The 17,408-nt window shown below is 73.3% G+C and carries 15 protein-coding genes and 1 tRNA gene; 8 read left to right on the top strand and 8 right to left on the bottom strand.

From position 1 onward, the window contains the following. Window positions 1-37: 37 nt before the first annotated feature. Entirely contained in the window at window positions 38-1,099 is a 1,062-nt protein-coding gene (locus ACWGL3_RS23200) for a hypothetical protein (protein ID WP_267947242.1), read from the bottom strand. Window positions 1,100-1,451: 352 nt separating this feature from the next. Next, window positions 1,452-2,279 carry a hypothetical protein gene (locus ACWGL3_RS23195; RefSeq protein ID WP_267947243.1) on the bottom strand — a complete coding sequence of 276 codons (828 nt, stop codon included), beginning with the start codon at window positions 2,277-2,279 and terminating at the stop codon, window positions 1,452-1,454. A gap of 322 nt (window positions 2,280-2,601) precedes the next feature. Between ACWGL3_RS23195 and ACWGL3_RS23190 the strand changes: the two genes are divergently transcribed. After that, a complete protein-coding gene (locus ACWGL3_RS23190; protein ID WP_267947244.1) occupies window positions 2,602-4,344 on the top strand; it encodes a sensor histidine kinase in 1,743 nt (580 codons plus the stop codon). A 226-nt stretch (window positions 4,345-4,570) separates the two neighbouring features. Here the strand turns inward: ACWGL3_RS23190 and ACWGL3_RS23185 are convergent, their stop codons facing one another. The 3 genes from ACWGL3_RS23185 to ACWGL3_RS23175 form a co-directional block, all read right to left on the bottom strand. After that, window positions 4,571-5,242, bottom strand: coding sequence for a response regulator (locus ACWGL3_RS23185; protein WP_267947245.1), 672 nt, complete (start codon window positions 5,240-5,242; stop codon window positions 4,571-4,573). A 252-nt stretch (window positions 5,243-5,494) separates the two neighbouring features. After that, window positions 5,495-7,009, bottom strand: coding sequence for an amidase (locus ACWGL3_RS23180; protein ID WP_267947246.1), 1,515 nt, complete (start codon window positions 7,007-7,009; stop codon window positions 5,495-5,497). Between the two features lie 30 nt (window positions 7,010-7,039). Next, entirely contained in the window at window positions 7,040-8,065 is a 1,026-nt protein-coding gene (locus tag ACWGL3_RS23175; protein ID WP_267947247.1) for a D-2-hydroxyacid dehydrogenase, read from the bottom strand. A gap of 321 nt (window positions 8,066-8,386) precedes the next feature. Between ACWGL3_RS23175 and ACWGL3_RS23170 the strand changes: the two genes are divergently transcribed. From ACWGL3_RS23170 to ACWGL3_RS23155, 4 genes are all read left to right on the top strand, one after another. Then, entirely contained in the window at window positions 8,387-8,869 is a 483-nt protein-coding gene (locus tag ACWGL3_RS23170; protein ID WP_267950573.1) for a DUF3830 family protein, read from the top strand. Window positions 8,870-8,958: 89 nt separating this feature from the next. Continuing rightward, on the top strand, window positions 8,959-9,759 hold the full coding sequence (locus ACWGL3_RS23165; protein ID WP_267947248.1) for a maleate cis-trans isomerase family protein: 801 nt from the start codon (window positions 8,959-8,961) through the stop codon (window positions 9,757-9,759). 34 nt (window positions 9,760-9,793) lie between these two features. Beyond that, window positions 9,794-10,546, top strand: coding sequence for a maleate cis-trans isomerase family protein (locus tag ACWGL3_RS23160; protein ID WP_267947249.1), 753 nt, complete (start codon window positions 9,794-9,796; stop codon window positions 10,544-10,546). A gap of 60 nt (window positions 10,547-10,606) precedes the next feature. Then, window positions 10,607-11,305: a GntR family transcriptional regulator gene (locus ACWGL3_RS23155; protein WP_267947250.1), complete on the top strand. Its 699-nt coding sequence runs from the start codon at window positions 10,607-10,609 to the stop codon at window positions 11,303-11,305. 73 nt (window positions 11,306-11,378) lie between these two features. On the opposite strand, the gene ACWGL3_RS23150 is transcribed toward ACWGL3_RS23155, so the two are convergent. After that, on the bottom strand, window positions 11,379-12,842 hold the full coding sequence (locus tag ACWGL3_RS23150; RefSeq protein ID WP_267947251.1) for an NAD-dependent succinate-semialdehyde dehydrogenase: 1,464 nt from the start codon (window positions 12,840-12,842) through the stop codon (window positions 11,379-11,381). Window positions 12,843-13,003: 161 nt separating this feature from the next. On the opposite strand from ACWGL3_RS23150, the gene ACWGL3_RS23145 reads away from it, so the two are divergent. Continuing rightward, entirely contained in the window at window positions 13,004-14,260 is a 1,257-nt protein-coding gene (locus ACWGL3_RS23145) for an aspartate aminotransferase family protein (protein WP_267947252.1), read from the top strand. Window positions 14,261-14,324: 64 nt separating this feature from the next. Here ACWGL3_RS23145 and ACWGL3_RS23140 read toward each other — a convergent pair whose 3' ends face one another. Continuing rightward, window positions 14,325-14,993: a DUF6518 family protein gene (locus tag ACWGL3_RS23140; RefSeq protein WP_267947253.1), complete on the bottom strand. Its 669-nt coding sequence runs from the start codon at window positions 14,991-14,993 to the stop codon at window positions 14,325-14,327. A gap of 653 nt (window positions 14,994-15,646) precedes the next feature. Between ACWGL3_RS23140 and ACWGL3_RS23135 the strand changes: the two genes are divergently transcribed. Then, window positions 15,647-16,591 carry a glycoside hydrolase family 16 protein gene (locus ACWGL3_RS23135; RefSeq protein ID WP_267947254.1) on the top strand — a complete coding sequence of 315 codons (945 nt, stop codon included), beginning with the start codon at window positions 15,647-15,649 and terminating at the stop codon, window positions 16,589-16,591. Window positions 16,592-16,796: 205 nt separating this feature from the next. Further along, window positions 16,797-16,872: transfer RNA gene (locus tag ACWGL3_RS23130), tRNA-Arg, on the top strand. 193 nt (window positions 16,873-17,065) lie between these two features. Here the strand turns inward: ACWGL3_RS23130 and ACWGL3_RS23125 are convergent. Then, window positions 17,066-17,260 carry a hypothetical protein gene (locus ACWGL3_RS23125; RefSeq protein WP_267947255.1) on the bottom strand — a complete coding sequence of 65 codons (195 nt, stop codon included), beginning with the start codon at window positions 17,258-17,260 and terminating at the stop codon, window positions 17,066-17,068. Window positions 17,261-17,408 lie beyond the last annotated feature (148 nt).

Here is a 17,408-nt window from a genome sequence, read left to right as displayed (position 1 = left end):
CGCCGCCACGACCGGCGGGCGCACGGTCCGGAAGAGGTCAGACGGCGCCGGAGGGCAGCAGGCCGGTCACCTGGCCGGCGTCGAAGGTCGGCTGCCCCAGCTCGGGCAGGCCCCGCACCCCGACCAGGTCGTTGCCCAGCGCGTCCTCGCGGACCAGGCCGGTCACGGCGTCGGTCGTCTCGGGGGCGGCGAGGGGCAGCACCTCGCCGGGGGCGGGCAGTTCGGGCAGGCCCAGGTCCCCCGCGGACAGCGCGGTCTGCGGCAGGGTGGAGGCCGCCAGGTCGGCGGTGCCCGCCAGGTCGACGGGCAGGGCCTCGGCCGCGCCGCCGGTCGCCTCCGTCCCGGCCATGGGCAGCGCCACGTCGTCGGACAGGACCAGGTCGGCGATCAGGTCGGCCTTGCCGCCGGTCAGGTCGGTGTTCTCACCGCTGAAGGGGCCGGTCGGGGAGTCCGCGGCGGCCATGGGGAGGGTCGCCCCCCGGCCCGGGAGGGGGGCGTCGAGGCCGTGCAGACCGCTCCCGACCTCGTGGACGCCCTGCTCCGCGGTCGCACCGACCTCGGAGACGGCCGCGCCGACCGTCTCCGCCGGCCCCCGGACGGGCAGCGTCGAGGCCCCGTGGCCCTGCGGCAGGGTGCCGCCGCCCAGGCCCAGCCCCTCCAGGACGCCGAGGCCTCCGACCAGGTCGGCCACCGGGTCCGAGCCCTGGCTCAGCGGCAGGGACCCGGTCGCGGCGCCCAGGTCGAGCGGGCCGACGTTCGCGGAGTTCTTCTCGTCCCCCTCCAGGGGCGCCGAGACGTTGTCACCGACGACGTGTCCGACCACGTCCCGGGGGGCGGTCTGCCGGGGGGCGGACTGCTGCTGGACGTCGGGCTGGGCGGAGATCTTCCCGGGCTGGACCTTGACCAGGTCGCCCAGGGGGGTCGAGACGCCCTCGGTCAGCTGTGCGGGCACCCGGCTGCCGAGGTCGCCGAGCTGGAGCCCGTCCGTGACGCCGCCGAGGGTGTCCGCCCCGGCGACTCCGGCCCCGAGGGCGACGAAGCCGGCGGTGCCGGCGGCCACCAGCAGGGTCTTGGCGGTGGTGCGGGCGGTGGTGAACATGTGTGAGTCCTTCCGAGGTGGTGCGCGGTTGTCAGGGGGGACGGCGGGGCGGGTGTCGTGTCCCGCCGTCCGTGGCTCCGCTCCCCCGCGGGGGAGGGGCGCCGTGCGGTTCGAGCTCTCCGGCCGGGGAGCCCGGCGCGCCTGGAGGGCGCGCGGCGCTCTGCCGGTCGTCAGTCGTGGGTCTGGCTGGCCGACGGCTGACGTGAACCCCGCTGTCGGGAAGCGTGGCTCACGTCAACCCCCAGAGAGTTCCGGGTTCGTCGCTCACCGTGATGGCGTGGGAGCGGCCCGGGGCTGGGAAGGGCGTGCCGAGAGGAAGGTCGCCGGACGTGCCGGACGTGGGGCCGCGCCGCTAGTCGGGCGAGAAGGTCGGCTCGTCGGCGGACTCGGCGGGCGCCGAGCGCAGGACGTGCCGGGCGGCCTGGAACAGGCCGGGGGACGGGGCCGGGGCCCCGTGCGCGGTCAGGTAGCCCGCGACGAGTGCGCCGCCGGCTGTGCCCGCCCCACCGGGGACGGAGGGCGCGGCGGCCGTGGCGGAGGCCGACGGGGCGTCGTGCCCGACGGGTGCGGCGGGCGTCCCGTCGGCACGGTCGGCGTCCTGTCCCGTCCCGGGGACCGGGTGGGCGGACGGGGACGGCGGGTGGGCCTCGTACACCGGGGGCACGACGTCGTCCTCGACGGCTTCGGCCGTCCTGCCGGGGGCTCCGCCGTCGGACCCGGCTCCGGGCCGCTGCCCGTCCGCCGGGGGCGTCGGCACGGCCTCCTCCTGGAGGCGCCGCTCCACGGGGACCGTGACCCCGTCGACGGTGTCGCGGACCTGCCGGGCGACGTCGGCTCCCCCGTCCTGCGCCCCGGGGGCGACCGCCGCGGAGGCGTCGGACACCACCTGCGCGGTGCCCTCCCCGAGCGCGGCGACGGTTCCGGCCAGCGGCGCGCGGAGCGCGGTCGGCGCGATCGGGGCGTACTCCCCGGTATGCGCCTCGGCGGTGGTTCCGGCCTGGTAGACCAGGGTGGTGGCCAGGGAGTGCTCGTCCGCCCGCGCCGCGTCGGACGCCGCCGTCCAGGTGGCGACCATGAGGCCGCAGAGGAGGGCGGCGAGCAGCAGCGCGCGCCGGACCGGCGCGGGAAGCACGGCGGTACGGGCGCCGGAGGCGCTCGTGGAGCCGTGGATTCCAGTCACCGGGGTTCCTTCCACCGTGGGACTCGGGGGCCGACGCGCGAGGGCGGGCCGGTGCCGGGAGCGGTGCCGGGGGCGGCACGGTCCGGGCCGTCGTACGCGAGGTCGGCAAGACCTTCGTGCGTCGACTGACCGCGACGTTAGCATGAATTACACGACCGGAGCCCCGAATCCACAGGAATTCCCACCCTCCCGAACAGGCTTCTGAGCAGCCAGATGTGGCAAACCGGGGAAAAACCAACGACAATTCACACATAACGCCCGAGGAAAAGCGCGCATTGCCAACAGAGACCGTCCGACCGGCCCTGCGGAGGTTGACGAACACATGACCGAGAGCCCCCAGAGCCACCCCCTGTCCGCCCGGAGCCTGGACGACCTGCTGACCGAGGTGCACTCCCTGGACTCCCGCCTGTCCGCCCAGGGGCGGGTGCGCTCGCTGCTCCAGGCGGTCCTCTCCATCGGCGGCGACCTGGACCTGGCCACCGTCCTGCGCAGGCTCACCGAGGCCGCGGCGCAGCTCGCCGGGGCCCGGTACGCCGGCCTCGGCGTGGTCGACGAGGAGGGCGGGTTCAGCGAGTTCATCCCGGTCGGCATCAGCAAGGAGCAGGCCGAGCGGATCAACCGGTTCCCGCACGGCCGCGGGGTCCTGGCCGCCCCTCTGCACCGGCGCGCCGCGCTGCGCCTCGCGGACCTGCGGGACCATCCCGAGTTCGGCGGATTCCCCGAGGGGCACCCGCAGATGGCGAGCTTCCTCGGCGTGCCCATCCAGGTGCGGGACGAGGTGTTCGGCAACCTGTACCTCACCGAGAAGGCCAACGGCGGGGAGTTCGACGAGGAGGACGAGGCGATGGTCTCCGCCCTGGCCACGGCTGCCGGGGTCGCCATCGAGAACGCGCGCCTCTACGAGGAGGCGCGGCTGCGCGAGCGGTGGCTGGAGGCCTCCACGGAGATCACCACGCGCCTGCTCTCGGGGGCCGACACCGAGGAGGTCCTCGCCCACCTGGCAGCCCAGGCCCGGGAGATCGGCGGGGCGGACACGGCCGTGGTGATGCTGCCCGACCCGCGCGCCCGCGGCCACCTGTTCGCGGAGATCGCGGACGGCCCCATCGCGCAGGAGATCCTGGGGACGCCCGTCGAGATCCACGACTCCGCGTGCGGGGCGGTCTACGAGACGGGGGAGGCGAGGGCCGTCCCGGACCTGCGCCAGGCGAACTGCCCGATGCTCACCCACCGCGGCTACGGCCCGGGCCTGCTGGTACCGCTGGGGACCCCCGGCCACACGCGCGGGGTGCTGCTGCTGGGCAAGCTGTCCGACCGGGCCCCGTTCACCGCGACCATACGCCGCATGCTGCACTCGTTCTCGGTCCAGGCCGGGGTCGCCCTCGAACTCGCCGAGGCGCGGCGGGACACCGAGCGCCTGGTGGTGCTGGAGGAGCGCGACCGGATCGCCAAGGACCTGCACGACGTGGTGATCCAGCGCCTGTTCGCGTCGGCGATGACGCTGATGAGCACGATGCGGCTGATCGCCTCCCCCGAGGTGGAGGAGCGGGTGCGGCGCACCGTCGACGAGCTCGACGGCACCATCCGGGAGATCCGTTCGACGATCTTCGCGCTGCAGAACCCGCCGAGCCGCCGCGACACCTCGTTGCGCGGGCGCATCCTGAGACTGGCGGAGAACACCGCCCACAGCCTGGGATGCCACCCGGGGGTGAGCCTGGACGGGCCGATCGACGCGTCCGTGCCGGACGACGTGGGGGAGCACCTGCTGGCGGTGCTCGGCGAGGGGCTGACCAACGTGGCGAGGCACGCGGGAGCCACGGAGGTCCACGTCTCGGTGGCGGTCGAGGAGGACCCGGCCGCCGGCGGGTCCGCCGCGCTCACCCTGACGGTGACCGACAACGGCGTCGGCCTGCCCCCGGAGGGGCGGCGGAGCGGGCTGCGCAACCTGGACCAGAGGGCCCGGGCGCTGGGCGGCGGGTTCACGGCCGAGCGCGGTGAGACCGGTGGGACCGTGCTGGTGTGGAGGGTGCCGGTCCCCGGCGGCGCACTGCCCCCGGAAGAGTTCTGACCCGTCCCGGGGCCCGGGGGCGCCGCCCCGGTCCGGGGCGGCACGGGCCGCCGCGGGGCCGCCCTAGGGCGTGTTCCGCGGACACTCGCCCTGCTGCGCGTCGCCCCGGCACGCCCCTCGCGGCGTTCTCATCTGTCGACAGGACCCCACCCTGACTCCTTCTTCGGCCTTGCGATGAACGCACCGGATGCGCCGCTCGCGACGGACAGCATCCACGGAACACGCCCTAGTAGCGCCGGCCCCTCAGCTCGGCGACGAGGACGGCGGCCTGGGTGCGGCGCTTCAGGTCCAGCTTGGAGAGCAGGGCGGACACGTAGTTCTTGACGGTCTTCTCGGCGAGGTACAGGCGCTCGCCGATCTGCCGGTTGGTCATGCCCTCGCCGATGAGGTCGAGGATCTGCCGCTCCTGCGGGGTGAGCTCGGCCAGGGGGTCCGGCTCCGCCTGGGCCCCGCGCAGCCGTTCGAGCATCGCGCCGGTGCTGCCGGAGTCCAGCAGCGAGCCGCCCGAGGCGACGGTGCGCACGGCCCCGACCAGGTCCGCGCCGTGGATCTGCTTGAGGACGTATCCCGCCGCCCCGGCCATGACCGCGTCGTACAGGGCGTCCTCGTCCGCGAACGAGGTCAGCATCAGACAGGCGATCTCCGGGTGGTCCGACCGGATCTCGCGGCAGACCTGCACGCCCGATCCGCCGGGGAGCCGCACATCGAGGACCGCGACGTCGGGGACGACGACCGGGATGCGGGCCAGCGCCTGCTCGGCGGTTCCGGCCTCGCCGACGACGGACATGTCCTCCTCGGTCTCCAGGAGGGCGGCGACGCCGCGGCGGACCACCTCGTGGTCGTCCACCAGGAACACCCTGATCCGCTTCCGAGCACCCTCGGTTCCACCGCCCGTCATCGACCCATCCCCATCCCTGCGCCACCGTTCGTCGGACACCGCTCCGAGGAAGACGGTAATACCTGAGGGGACCCTCGCGCGGGCCCTTAGGCACTGAACTCCCCGGGCAAAGGTCCCGGAAAGGGATATTTCATCCTGCTCGTGGAGCAAAGCACCTGTTCAAGGCCGGTGCGCCTGCGGCCGCGGAGATTCGGCGACATGTTGGCCGCCGCGTCCCCGCGGCCCGCTCCCGGGACCGTTCCGGGCGCGCGCTCACGGCCTCCGGCCGGCCCAGGGCCGGGCGAGCTCGAACGCGCGGCAGGCGGCCAGCACGCGGGCGTCGGCGTGGCGGGGTCCGACCACCTGGAGCCCCACCGGCAGCCCTGCCCCCGTGAACCCGCACGGCACGCTCGCGGCGGGCTGCTGCGTCATGTTGAACGGGTAGCTGAACCCCGCCCAGGACGTCCACCGCTCCCCCGCCAGGTGCGGCGGCGACTCCAGGCCGGCCTCGAACGCCGCGATCGGCGTGGCCGGCGTGATCAGGAGGTCGTAGGAGGTGTGGAAGCGCCCCATCCGCGCGCCCATCTCCATGCGCAGCGCCATCGCGGTGAGGTAGTCCTGCGCCGAGTAGGTCAGGCCCTCCTCGATGATGCCGCGCAGCCCCGGGTCGAGGAGGTCGCGCTGCCGTTCGGTGAGCTTCTCCGTGGCCTTCGCGGCCCCCGAGTACCAGAGCACGTGGAACTCGTCCAGGGACCCGGGGAGGCCGGGGTCGGCCTCCTCCACCCGGGCGCCCAGCGACTCGAACACCGCGGCGGCGCCGGCGACCGCCCGCGCCACCTCGGGGTCCACGTCCAGTCCGCCCAGGGTGGGGCTGTACGCGATCCTCATGCCCCGCACCAGCTCCCCGGGGTCGGTGCTGCGGCGCACGTCGCCCAGGCCGGGCTCCGGGGTCGGCATCGCCATCCAGTCGCGCGCGTCGAAGCCGGACACGACCTCCAGCATCAGCGCCGTGTCGCCCACCGTGCGGGCCATCGGGCCCGTGTGGGCGAGCGACCCGAACGGGCTGGCCGGGTAGTGGGGGACCAGCCCCCAGGTGGGCTTGATGCCGCAGATCCCGCTGAAGCTCGCCGGGATGCGGATCGAACCGCCCCCGTCCGTGCCGGTGGCCAGCGGCCCCATCCCCGCCGCGACGGCGGCGGCGGAACCGCCGCTGGAGCCGCCCGGGGTGGTGGACAGGTCCCACGGGTTGCGGGTGACCCCGGCGAGGGGGCTGTCGGTGACGCCCTTCCAGGCGAGTTCGGGGGTGGTCGTCTTGCCGACGAACACGGCCCCGTTCTCACGCAGGCGCGCGACCACCGGGGAGTCCTCCTCCCACGGCCCGTCCTGGGGACTGGTGACCGACCCCTTGAGCGTGGGCCAGCCCCGGGTGAGGTGGATGTCCTTGACCGACGTGGGCACGCCGTCCAGCGCCCCGTCCGGCCGTCCGCGGCGCCACCGCTCCGCGGACGCGGCGGCGGCCTCGCGCGCCTCCTCCGGCCTGACGAGGCAGAACGCGTTGAGGGCCGGGTTGTCCCGCTCGATGCGCTCCAGGACGGCGTCGACGGCCTCCACCGGGGAGAGCTCTCCGGCGGCGTAGGCCGCGAGGAGCTGTTCGGCGGACAGGTCGGCCGGGGACGGGGAGCCGCCGCGCGCGGCGGCCGGCCCGGGGGCGTGCGAGGCCCCTCCCCCCGGAGCCCCGGATTCCGCTCCAGCGTCGTCGGTCTCGGCCCGGTCGGAACGGATCGTCACTTCAGCCTCCCAAGTCACACCACATGCGGGTCAGCCGGGCACGTAGCCACGGCTCTTGTCGACGACGTTGAGCAGCTCTCGTCCGTCGAGGTAGCGGTCGAGGTTGTCGAGGAACAGGTCCATGAGGTCGTCGCGCCAGCCGACGACGTCACCGGACATGTGCGGCGAGACGACCGAGCCGGGCAGTCCCCAGAGCGGGGAGACCGCCTTGAGCGGTTCGCGCCGGAACACGTCCAGCGCGGCTCCGGCGATGACCCCGGCGTCGAGGGCCGCGGCGAGGTCGGACTCCACCACGATGGGGCCGCGCGCCACGTTGAGCAGTCGGGCCGAGGGCTTCATCAGCTCCAGGAAGCGCCGGTCGACCAGGTCCCGGGTGGCGTCGGTGAGCGGCGCCGCGATCACCACGTAGTCGGCGCGGGGCAGCTCGCCCAGGAGGGTGGGGCCGCCGTCCGCGCCGCTCTCGGCCAGGCTGGACTCGACGACGGCGCCGAAGTCGGGATCGCCCTCGCGGGCGCGGCTGCCGGAGGCGCGCACCTCCATGCCGACCGCCGAGAGCTTGCGGGCGATGCGGCGGCCGATCGGGCCGGTGCCGACCACGAGGGCGCGGCTGCCCGACACGCGCTCGGTCTCGCGGTGCTCCCAGCGGTGCTCGCGCTGGAGGTCCCAGGTCCGGTGGAAGTCCTTGGCGAAGGCGATCACCTGGCCGAGCACGTACTCGGCGATGTGCTCGTCGAAGATCCCGCGCGAGTTCGTGACCACGACGCCGCTGTCGACCAGGCCGGGGAACATCAGGTTGTCCACGCCGGTGGTCGCGGCGTGGACCCACTCCAGGGAGTCGGCCCCGGCCCAGGCGGAGGCGAGTGCCTCCGTGAACAGGTCCCACACGAGCAGCGCCCGCGTTCCGGGCAGCTTGGCCGGGAGCTCCTCGGCGGTGGCGTAGTCGACCCCCTCCAGGCGCGGGTCGCCGTCCACCCGTGCGTGTCCGGGCGGCAGGACGCCCCCGTGCAGGACGAGGAGCCTCGGTCGGTGGGGCGCGGAAGGGACGGAACTGTTCACGGGCGTGCGCTCTCCGGTCGGCGGCGATGGTTCAGAGAGGTCTTCTGCGGTGGGGAGGATCGCCCTGCACGGGAAACGCTAGGGAGCTGACATAGGATTGTCAACAATCCACAAAGCGGTCGTTCCCACCGGATACCGGCCTCTCTCACATCACATCCGACCAGGCATGCCCCATCCGCACCAGTCGGGTCTATTGCCGCGCCGGTCTTGTTGATCGTAAGATTGTCGACAATCAACAGTCCTGTTGTCCGGAGTGTTCCAGCCGGTCCCCGGCCGAAGGTCCGGGCAGACGCCGAAGGGACTCACCCATTGCCCAGGTACATGACCGTCACCCTGCCCGCCCGCGGGGTCTCCTGCGTGGCCGAGCTCCTCGACGAGGACGCGCCGCGCACCTGCGAGGCCGTGTGGAACGCCCTCCCCCAGGGAGACGCCGTCCAGCACGCCAAGTACGCGCGCAACGAGGTCTACACGATGGTGCCGAGGTTCGCCGAGGTCGAGCCCGGCCAGGAGAACCCCACCGTCACCCCGATCCCCGGCGACATCGTCTACTTCTCCTTCGACGGCGGCATGCTCGACCGCGCGTTCAAGGAGGACAAGGGGATCGGCGACCTGCCCGGCGTCATCGACCTCGCCCTGTTCTACGGCCGCAACAACCTCCTGCTCAACGGCGACGTCGGCTGGGTGCCCGGCAACGTGTTCGCCACCGTCGTCGAGAACCTGCCCGCCATGGCCGAGGCCTGCAACGACGTCTGGCGCTCCGGAAGCGTCGGCGAACGGCTCCTGTACGAACGACTGGAGCGCTGAGCGCCCCGCGGGGCCGCACGGCCCCCCGTCCCGGCGCGACCCGCGCATCCGAGAAGACACGACAACACATCCCGGGAGGTGAGTGACCGATGCGTACCGAGGGGAACCACACGAGCGGCACCGGCGCGGAGCACGGCGTCGTCGAACTGGCCGCGACCACGCGGACGCCATGGCAGTCGGGGGTCGGCGTCATCGCGCCCTACGACTTCGCGCTCGACCGCGAACTGTGGCGCTGGACGCCGGACGACGTCTCACTGCACGTCACACGGCTGCCGTACGTCCACGTGCCCGTGACGGTCGACCAGGCCGCGGCCCTGTCCCGCGAGGAAAACGTCGACCCGGCCGTCAGGGCCCTGCTCGCCCCCGAACCGCTGGCCATCGGCTACGCCTGCGCCTCCGGGAGCTTCGTGCACGGGGCCGAGGGGCAGCGGCGCCTCCACCGGACCATGGTGGACGCCGGGGCGCCCGCCGCCGTCACCACCTCCGGGGCCCTCATCCAGGCCCTCGACGCGCTCGGGGCCGACCGGATCGCCGTCGTCACGCCCTACGTGGACAGCGTGACCGACCGGCTCCTGGCCTACCTCGCCGAGCACTCGGTCGGGGTGACCTCCAGCATCGGCCTCGGCCTGCTCAGCCACATCTGGAGGGTCACCTACGAGGAGGTGTCCCAGGCGGTGCACGCGGTGGACCGCCCCGACGCCCAGGCGGTCTTCATCAGCTGCACCAACGTGCTCACCTACGACATCATCGCGCCGCTCGAACGCGAGCTCGGCAAACCGGTGATCGCCGCCAACCAGGTGACCATGTGGGCGGTGATGAAGGCCGCGAACCGGCAGGCCGTGGCCCGGGGACAGAGCCTGATCGACGTGGCCGCGCCGAGCGCGGCATGACACGCCCGGGCCGACCGCACAGGAAGGAGAGCCCATGACACGCGTCGGATTCCTCTATCCCGGATTCAGCGCCGAGGACGACTACAAGGCCTTCGAGGAGCTGCTCGGAGGGGACGTCGAGCTGCCGCTGGTGCACACCCTCATGCGTGAGGACGCGCACCGCGTGGACGCCCTGCTCGACGTCGGCGGCGAGGACGTGCTCGCCGAGGGCGCCCGCGAACTGGCCGCGATGGAGGTGGACTCCGCGGTGTGGGCGTGCACGAGCGGGAGCTTCGTCTTCGGCTGGGAGGGCGCCGGGAAGCAGGTCGAGGGGGTGCGCCGGGCCGCCGGGGTGCCGTCCTCGAGCACGTCCTTCGCGTTCGTGCACGCCCTGAGCCAGCTGCGGATCTCCAGGGTGGCGATCGCCGCCACCTACCCCGACGACGTCGCCCAGCGGTTCGTGGAGTTCCTCACGGAGGCCGGGGTGACGGTGCTCTCCCTGGCCAGCCACGGCATCGCGACCGCCGCGGAGGTCGGCCGGCTGGGCCCGGACGACGCCGTGGACTTCGTCATCTCCAACGACCACACGCGGGCCGACGCCGTCCTGGTGCCGGACACCGCCCTGCACAGCGCCCACCTCATCGAGCCCATGGAGGCGCTGCTCGGCAAGACCGTGCTCACCGCCAACCAGGTGAGCGTGTGGGAGGGGCTCCGGCTCGCCGGGGCGGACACCGTGCGGCCGAGCGGGCCCGGAACCCTGTTCCGGGTGGGCGCCGGTGCGGTCAGGAGCGCCCTGCCGGCCCGTTAGCCTCGACCTCGTCGCCCGACAACATCCCCTGTGTCCCGTTTCTCGAGAGGAGGGCGGACCATGCCCGCCCCTGGCCGACTCAGCCCCGTCCCACGTCGCTCCACCGCCGAACTGATCGCCGACCAGCTCCGGTCCGCGATCATGTACGGCTCCCTCGCCCCGGGGGACCAGCTCGGCGAGGCGGAGCTGGCCGGGCAGCTGGGCGTGAGCCGCGGCCCCCTGCGCGAGGCGATGCAGCGCCTCGTCCAGGAGGGGCTGCTGCGCAGCGAACGGCACAGGGGCCTGTTCGTGCGGGAGCTCACCCAGGCCGACGTCCGCGACGTCTACGTGGCCAGGCTGGCGGTCGAGAGGACCGCGTGCGAGCTGATCATGCGGGGCAACCGGGGTGAGGCGGTCGCCCGCCTCACCCCGGCCGTGGAACGGCTCGCCCTGGCCGCCGCGGGGGGCGACCGGAACGCGATGAGCGACGCGGACCAGGCGTTCCACCAGACCCTCGTGAGCTGTGCGGGCAACAGCCGCCTGGAGCGCATGTCGCAGACCCTGCTGGTGGAGACCCGCATGTGCCTGACGGTGATGCAGCACGTCTACCCCGAGCCGGGCGAACTCCTGGAGGAGCACCACCGCATCCTCGACGCCATCGCCGACGGCGCCGAGGACCGGCTGCTCGCGCTGATCGAGTCGCACATGGTGGACACGGTCCAGCGCATCCACGACGGTTTCCCGTCGCCGCCGGAGGCCGCGCCGGGGGCCGGGGTCTAGGCCGGGGCCTGCGGGCCCCGGTCCCGGGGCGCGGACCCCCGCGCCCCCGCGTGGGACGCGGGACCCCGCCCGGTCAGATCCCGCCGATGCCCACGTACTTGGTGTCCAGGAACTCGTCGATGCCCACGCGGCCGCCCTCGCGGCCCAGGCCGGAGTGCTTCACCCCGCCGAAGGGCGCCGCCGGGTTGGAGACCACTCCCTGGTTGAGGCCGACCATGCCGGTCTCCAACGCCTCGCTGACCCGCAGCGCCCGGTTGAGGTCCCGGGTGTAGAGGTAGCTGACCAGGCCGAACTCGGTGTCGTTGGCCGCCCGTACCGCCTCCTCCTCGGTCTCGAAGGTGAGCACCGGGGCCACCGGTCCGAAGATCTCCGTCGTGGACAGCTCGCTGGCGAAGGGGACGTTCGCGAGCACGGTCGGCCGGTAGAAGTGCCCGGGGCCGTCGCCGGGGCCGCCGCCGACCAGCACGCTCGCACCGCGTCCGACCGCGTCGTCCACCAGGCGCTGCACCTTGTCGCGGGCCTTGTCGTCGATGAGCGGGCCCACCTCGACGCCCTCGTCCAGCCCCCGCCCCATGCGCAGCGCACCCATGCGGGCGCTGAGGCGCTCCGAGAACTCCTCGGCGATCCCCGACTGCGCGTAGATGCGGTTGGCGGCCGTGCACGCCTCACCGATGTTGCGCATCTTGGCGAGCATCGCCCCGTCGACGGCCGCGTCCAGGTCGGCGTCGTCGAAGACGAGGAAGGGCGCGTTGCCGCCCAGCTCCATGGACGTGCGCAGGACCTGTCCGGCGCTCTGCTCCAGGAGCTTCCTGCCCACAGCGGTCGAACCCGTGAAGGAGAGCTTGCGAATGCGTCCGTCGCCCAGCAGGGGCTCGGTGACCGCTCCGGGGTCCGTGGTGGGCAGGACGCTGAGAACCCCCTCCGGCAGCCCGGCCTCGGTCAGGACGCCCGCGAGGGCGAGGGCCGACAGGGGGGTCTGGTGGGCGGGCTTGAGGACCATCGTGCACCCGGCCGCGATAGCGGGCCCGATCTTGCGCGTGCCCATCGCCATGGGGAAGTTCCACGGGGTGATGAGCATGCAGGGCCCGACGGGCTGCCGCATGATGAGGAAGCGCGCCTTGCCGTCCGGCGACGTGGAGAACCCGCCCTCGATGCGGACGGCCTCCTCCGCGAACCAGCGGAAGAACTCCGCCGCGTAGGCGATCTCCCCCTTGGCCTCGGCCAGCGGCTTGCCCATCTCCAGGGTCATCAGGACGGCGAGGTCCTCCTGGCGCTCCATGAGGAGCCCGTACGCCCGGTACAGGATCTCGCTGCGCTCCCTGGGAGCCGTCCGCGCCCAGGAGGGCTGGGCCCGGTGCGCCGCGTCGAGCGCGGCGAGGGCGTCCTCCTTCCCGGCGTCCGCGACCGCGCAGAGCACCTCGCGGGTCGAGGGGTCCTCCACCTCGAAGGTGGCCCCGGAGTCCGCGTCGCGCCACTCCCCTCCGACGAAGAGCCTCTTGTCCACCTGCGCGACGACCCGTGCTTCCTGGTCCGACATGTTCACTACTCCCCGGTCGACGGGCCCACCCGTTTCGGTCGGCCTGTGGTCAGAACTGCCCGACGTGCGCCCACTGGACACCGCCACTGCACGGATGTTTCCATAGCAGTGTCGATTGTCAACAATCCTACGGAACCCGAACCACGGAATCGAGGCCACGCATGGCGGAGCTCTCCCCGGTCCTCAAGCAGGCGACACCCGTAGTCGCGGCGCGAGGAGAGGGTGTCTACATCTACGACGAGGACGACCGCCGCTATCTCGACTTCACCGCGGGCATCGGTGTGACCAGCACCGGGCACTGCCACCCCCGGGTCGTCGCCGCCGCGCAGGAGCAGGTGGCGACCCTCATCCACGGCCAGTACACCACCGTGATGCACCGCCCCCTGCTGCGACTCACCGAGCGCCTCGGCGAGGTCCTGCCCGAGGGCGTCGACCGCCTGTTCTACGTGAACTCCGGCAGCGAGGCCGTGGAGGCCGCGCTCCGGCTGGCCCGCCAGGCGACCGGCCGGCAGAACGCCGTCGTCTTCCAGGGCTCGTTCCACGGCCGCACCATGGGGGCCGCCTCCCTGACCACGTCCGGGGTCAAGATCCGCGCCGGCATCGGCCCGCTGGTGCCCGGCGTGGTCGTGTCCCCCTTCCCGTACGCCTACCGGCTGGGCCTGTCCGAGTCCGACGCGGTCGCCCACGCCCTGCGCGAGCTGGACTACCTGTTCACGACGGTGACCTCCCCGCAGGACACGGCGGCGGTGTTCATCGAGCCCGTGCTCGGCGAGGGCGGCTACGTGCCCGTACCGGACGCGTTCCTGCAGGGGCTGCGTGAGCGCGCCGACAAGCACGGGTTCCTGCTGGTCGCCGACGAGGTGCAGACCGGGTTCGGCCGGACCGGGACGTTCTGGGGCCACGAGCCCTCGGGCATCCGCCCCGACATCGTCATCACCGCAAAGGGGCTGGCCAGCGGGTTCCCGCTGTCGGCCATCGCGGCGCCCGCCCAGATCATGGAGAAGGCGTGGCCCGGCTCCCAGGGCGGCACCTACGGGGGCAACGCGGTGTCCTGCGCGGCCGCCCTCGCCACCCTGGACGTGATCCAGGAGGAGGGCCTGGTGGAGAACTCCGCCCGCATGGGCGAGAGGCTGCGCCAGGGCCTGGAGAAGGTGGCCGGGGCCAACGAGGTGATCGGCGACGTGCGCGGCCGGGGCCTGATGCTCGCCAACGAGTTCACCGCCCCGGACGGCTCGCCCGACGCCGCGACGGCGCTGCGCGCCCAGCAGGCGGCCTCGCGCAACGGGCTCCTGCTGCTCACCTGCGGCCCGGCGGGCAACGTCGTGCGGATGATCCCGCCGCTGATCGTCGACGGCGACCAGGTCGACACGGCCGTCTCCCTGTGGGCGGCCTCCGTCGAGGAGGCCGTCTCCTCCTGACCGGCCGCCCCGGGGCCGGGCGGTACGCCGCCCGGCCCGGGGGCGTCGACGCGGCCCGGGCCCCTCACACCGGGGCGGCCACCGCACCCGCCAGCAGGTGGAGGCCCGCGCCCAGCGGGACGAGCGCGGCGAGCACCGCCAGCGACCGCAGCCGGTCCGCCCGGCCGCCCGGCAGGAGGAGGGGAGCCGCCAACCCGAGCAGCACCTGCGCCCAGACCGTGCCGGGCGCGGACGGGAGGTCCGCCCGGTGGAGGAGCTCGAAGGCGCCCGCGGCCCCCGGTGCGGCGCCGAGCAGGGCCCCCGCGCCCGCCCGCCACCAGCCCGAGCTGCCGCACCACCAGGCCCCGGCGACGCCGAGGAGCGGTCCGTGGACCAGCCCGACCGCTCCCCACACCAGGGGCGCGTGGAGGACCTGGCCGCCGCACAGCAGGATCGCGGCGCCGACGTGGCAGCCGGCCACCGCGCCCGCCTGGGTGAGGCCTCCCGCGAGGGCGCACGTCCACCAGCGGTGCCCGCAGCCGACCGCGCCCACCGCGAAGGCGGCCGCCGCCCACACGGCGCACACCGTCCCGGGGTTCGCGATCCACCCCGGCGCACCGGGCAGCAGGAGCCGGGCGGACATGGTGGCCACACCGAGGATCAGCCCGCCCGTCAGGGAGAGGACGAGAAGCGCCCACACGGGCACGGGCCGGGCGACCGGCACGTGGATTTTCGACCCGGCGAAGGCTTCCATGTACATATGCGTACTATCGGGGCGTGGCACGCTCCCGGTTCCGGGCCGAGGCCCTGAACGTGCGGGCGCCGAGGAGGTCCGGGGCGGACCGACCCACCCGGCGTCGGAGGCCGACCGCTCCCCGGAGCCCCCGAGGCGTGACCGACGGACGCCCCCGGGCCTCGGCGGCGTCCCGGGCGCCCCTCCTCCGCGCCTCCTCTCGCCGAAAAGCAAAAGCCACAGAAATGGCGCTCTCCACGGCGGGCGAAACTCGAAGCCCCTTCGCCACCCGCCCCCACCAGGTAATACTCCCCGGTCACGCATCCGTCGGAAAACGTTCATCCGGGAAACCGAAAGCCGTGCGACCGCCCTATGACATGGGCCACATGGCGACGTCATCACCAGTGACAACACGGAAACCCTCCGAAAGGGTCGCCGTACCGGGTTGACGCGGCGGATTCACGATCGACAGATTGGGCCCGTCTCCACAGCCCCTCCGGTGAGGCCTCCCCCATGACCGATCGACGACTGCTCCTCGGCGGGGCCCACGGCTTCGCCTCCTACATCCAGGACCACGCGCCGGTGTCCCTCGACGTGACGCCGACCCCGTTCTGACCGCCCGTCCCGGGCCGCCCCCGGTCCGGTCCCTCCACACGAATCCGAGGAGTCCCCCCGTGCCCGTCCCCCTCCGCTTCGGCGGCATCGCCCTGGCCTGCGCCGTCACACTCCCCCTCGCGGCCTGCGCGACGGGCTCCCCCGTCCAGGTGGAGACCGTCTCCGACCGGACGTCCACGACGTCCGCCCCGTGCGGCCTGTTCTTCGACGACTTCGACTACGGCGACCACACCGACCCGGCCCTGCGCGCACAGGGCTGGAACGTGCGCAGCTGGGACGGCGGCCCCGGCGTGCCCGGCGCCTCCTGGGACGCCGACAACGTCTCCTTCGCCCAGGAGGGCGGCAACTCCGTCCTGCGCCTGACCTCGACCACGGACGGCACCCCCGCGGGCACGAGCCAGGCCGAGCTGACCTTCGGCGAGGAGAAGTTCCACGAGGGCACCTACGCCGCCATGGTCAAGTTCGCCGACGCCCCGGTCTCCGGCCAGGACGGCGACACCGTGCTCCAGACCTTCTACACGATCACCCCGCTGGCCTACGACAACGACCCGGACTACAGCGAGCTCGACTTCGAGTACCTGCCCAACTCGGGATGGGGCGCCCCCGCGGAGGCCATGTACCTGACCTCGTACCACACCTACCAGCGCGATCCCTGGGTGGCGGACAACGTCAGCGACGTGGTGAACCGGTCCTTCGAGGGCTGGCGCGACCTGGTGATCCAGGTGGAGGACGGCGTGGTCCGCTACTACGTGGACACGCACCTGGTGGCCGAGCACAGCGGCAAGTACTACCCGTCGTCGCCGATGTCGATCAACTTCAACCAGTGGTTCATCGACATGACCGGCCACGTCGGCGGCCCGAGCACCTACGTGCAGGACGTCGACTGGGTGTACCACCAGCAGGGCGAGTCCGTGGCCCCCGAGGAGGTCAACCGGCGCGTGGGCGAACAGCGCAACGCCGGCGTCTCCCGCGTCGACGGGGTCGTCCTCGGCGGAGGGTGCTGACCACCGGCGCCCGACCCTTCCGTTCCGGCGGCCCCGACGCGCCTCGCGCCGGGGCCGCCGGCCCCTCGCGGGGCGACCGGGGACACGGACCGGCATGACGGGTCACACACGCACACAACGGTTCGAGGCCCTCCGGCACCGTGATAGAGTCGGAGACGTCGCCAGGGAGGCCAGGCCAACCGGGCGACACACAACTGAACAACCTGCACTCGTAGCTCAATGGATAGAGCATCTGACTACGGATCAGAAGGTTGGGGGTTCGAGTCCTCCCGAGTGCACCACCTTGAGACAGTGGAGAAGAGCGCCCGACCTGCTAACCACAGGCCGGGCGCTCTCTTTTGTGCGCCCACGTCGAAGAGCCCCGTCGGGGACGCGTTGCACATGCAGTGCACATGGCCGGGACTGTCTTCCGCCCGACCTCGGGGCCCTCGCCGTGCGGGGCCGCGCCGGCGGGGCGCGTCCGGCGGGCACGCCCTAGTCGTCGACCTGGCCGTCGGTGAACCGTCCGACCGGTTCCAGGTTCAGGCCGCGCAGGGCCCTGGAGATGTCGGACAGGGCCTTGGCGTTCGCCAGGGAGGCGAAGAACCGGGCACTTTCCAGGTCTCCCCTCTCCTCGGCCGCGACCGCCTTGTCCACGAAGTGGTCGATCCTGGTGTCCGTGAACCCCATCGCTACCCCCGGTGTCCTCGTCGAACGCACAGTCATGCCAGCTTAGGGCGCGGACGGTGTACGTCTCCGGCAACGCGCCCGGCGACATCGCGCCCGGCCGCCGGGCGGTTCCCCGGCCCGGACGCGACGAGGGCCCGGGGGCGGTGAC

It is taken from the genome of Nocardiopsis sp. NPDC055824 (assembly GCF_053616335.1).
The sequence above is the reverse complement of the archived record's forward strand: the minus strand, read 5'-3'. Positions and strand labels throughout refer to the sequence as shown.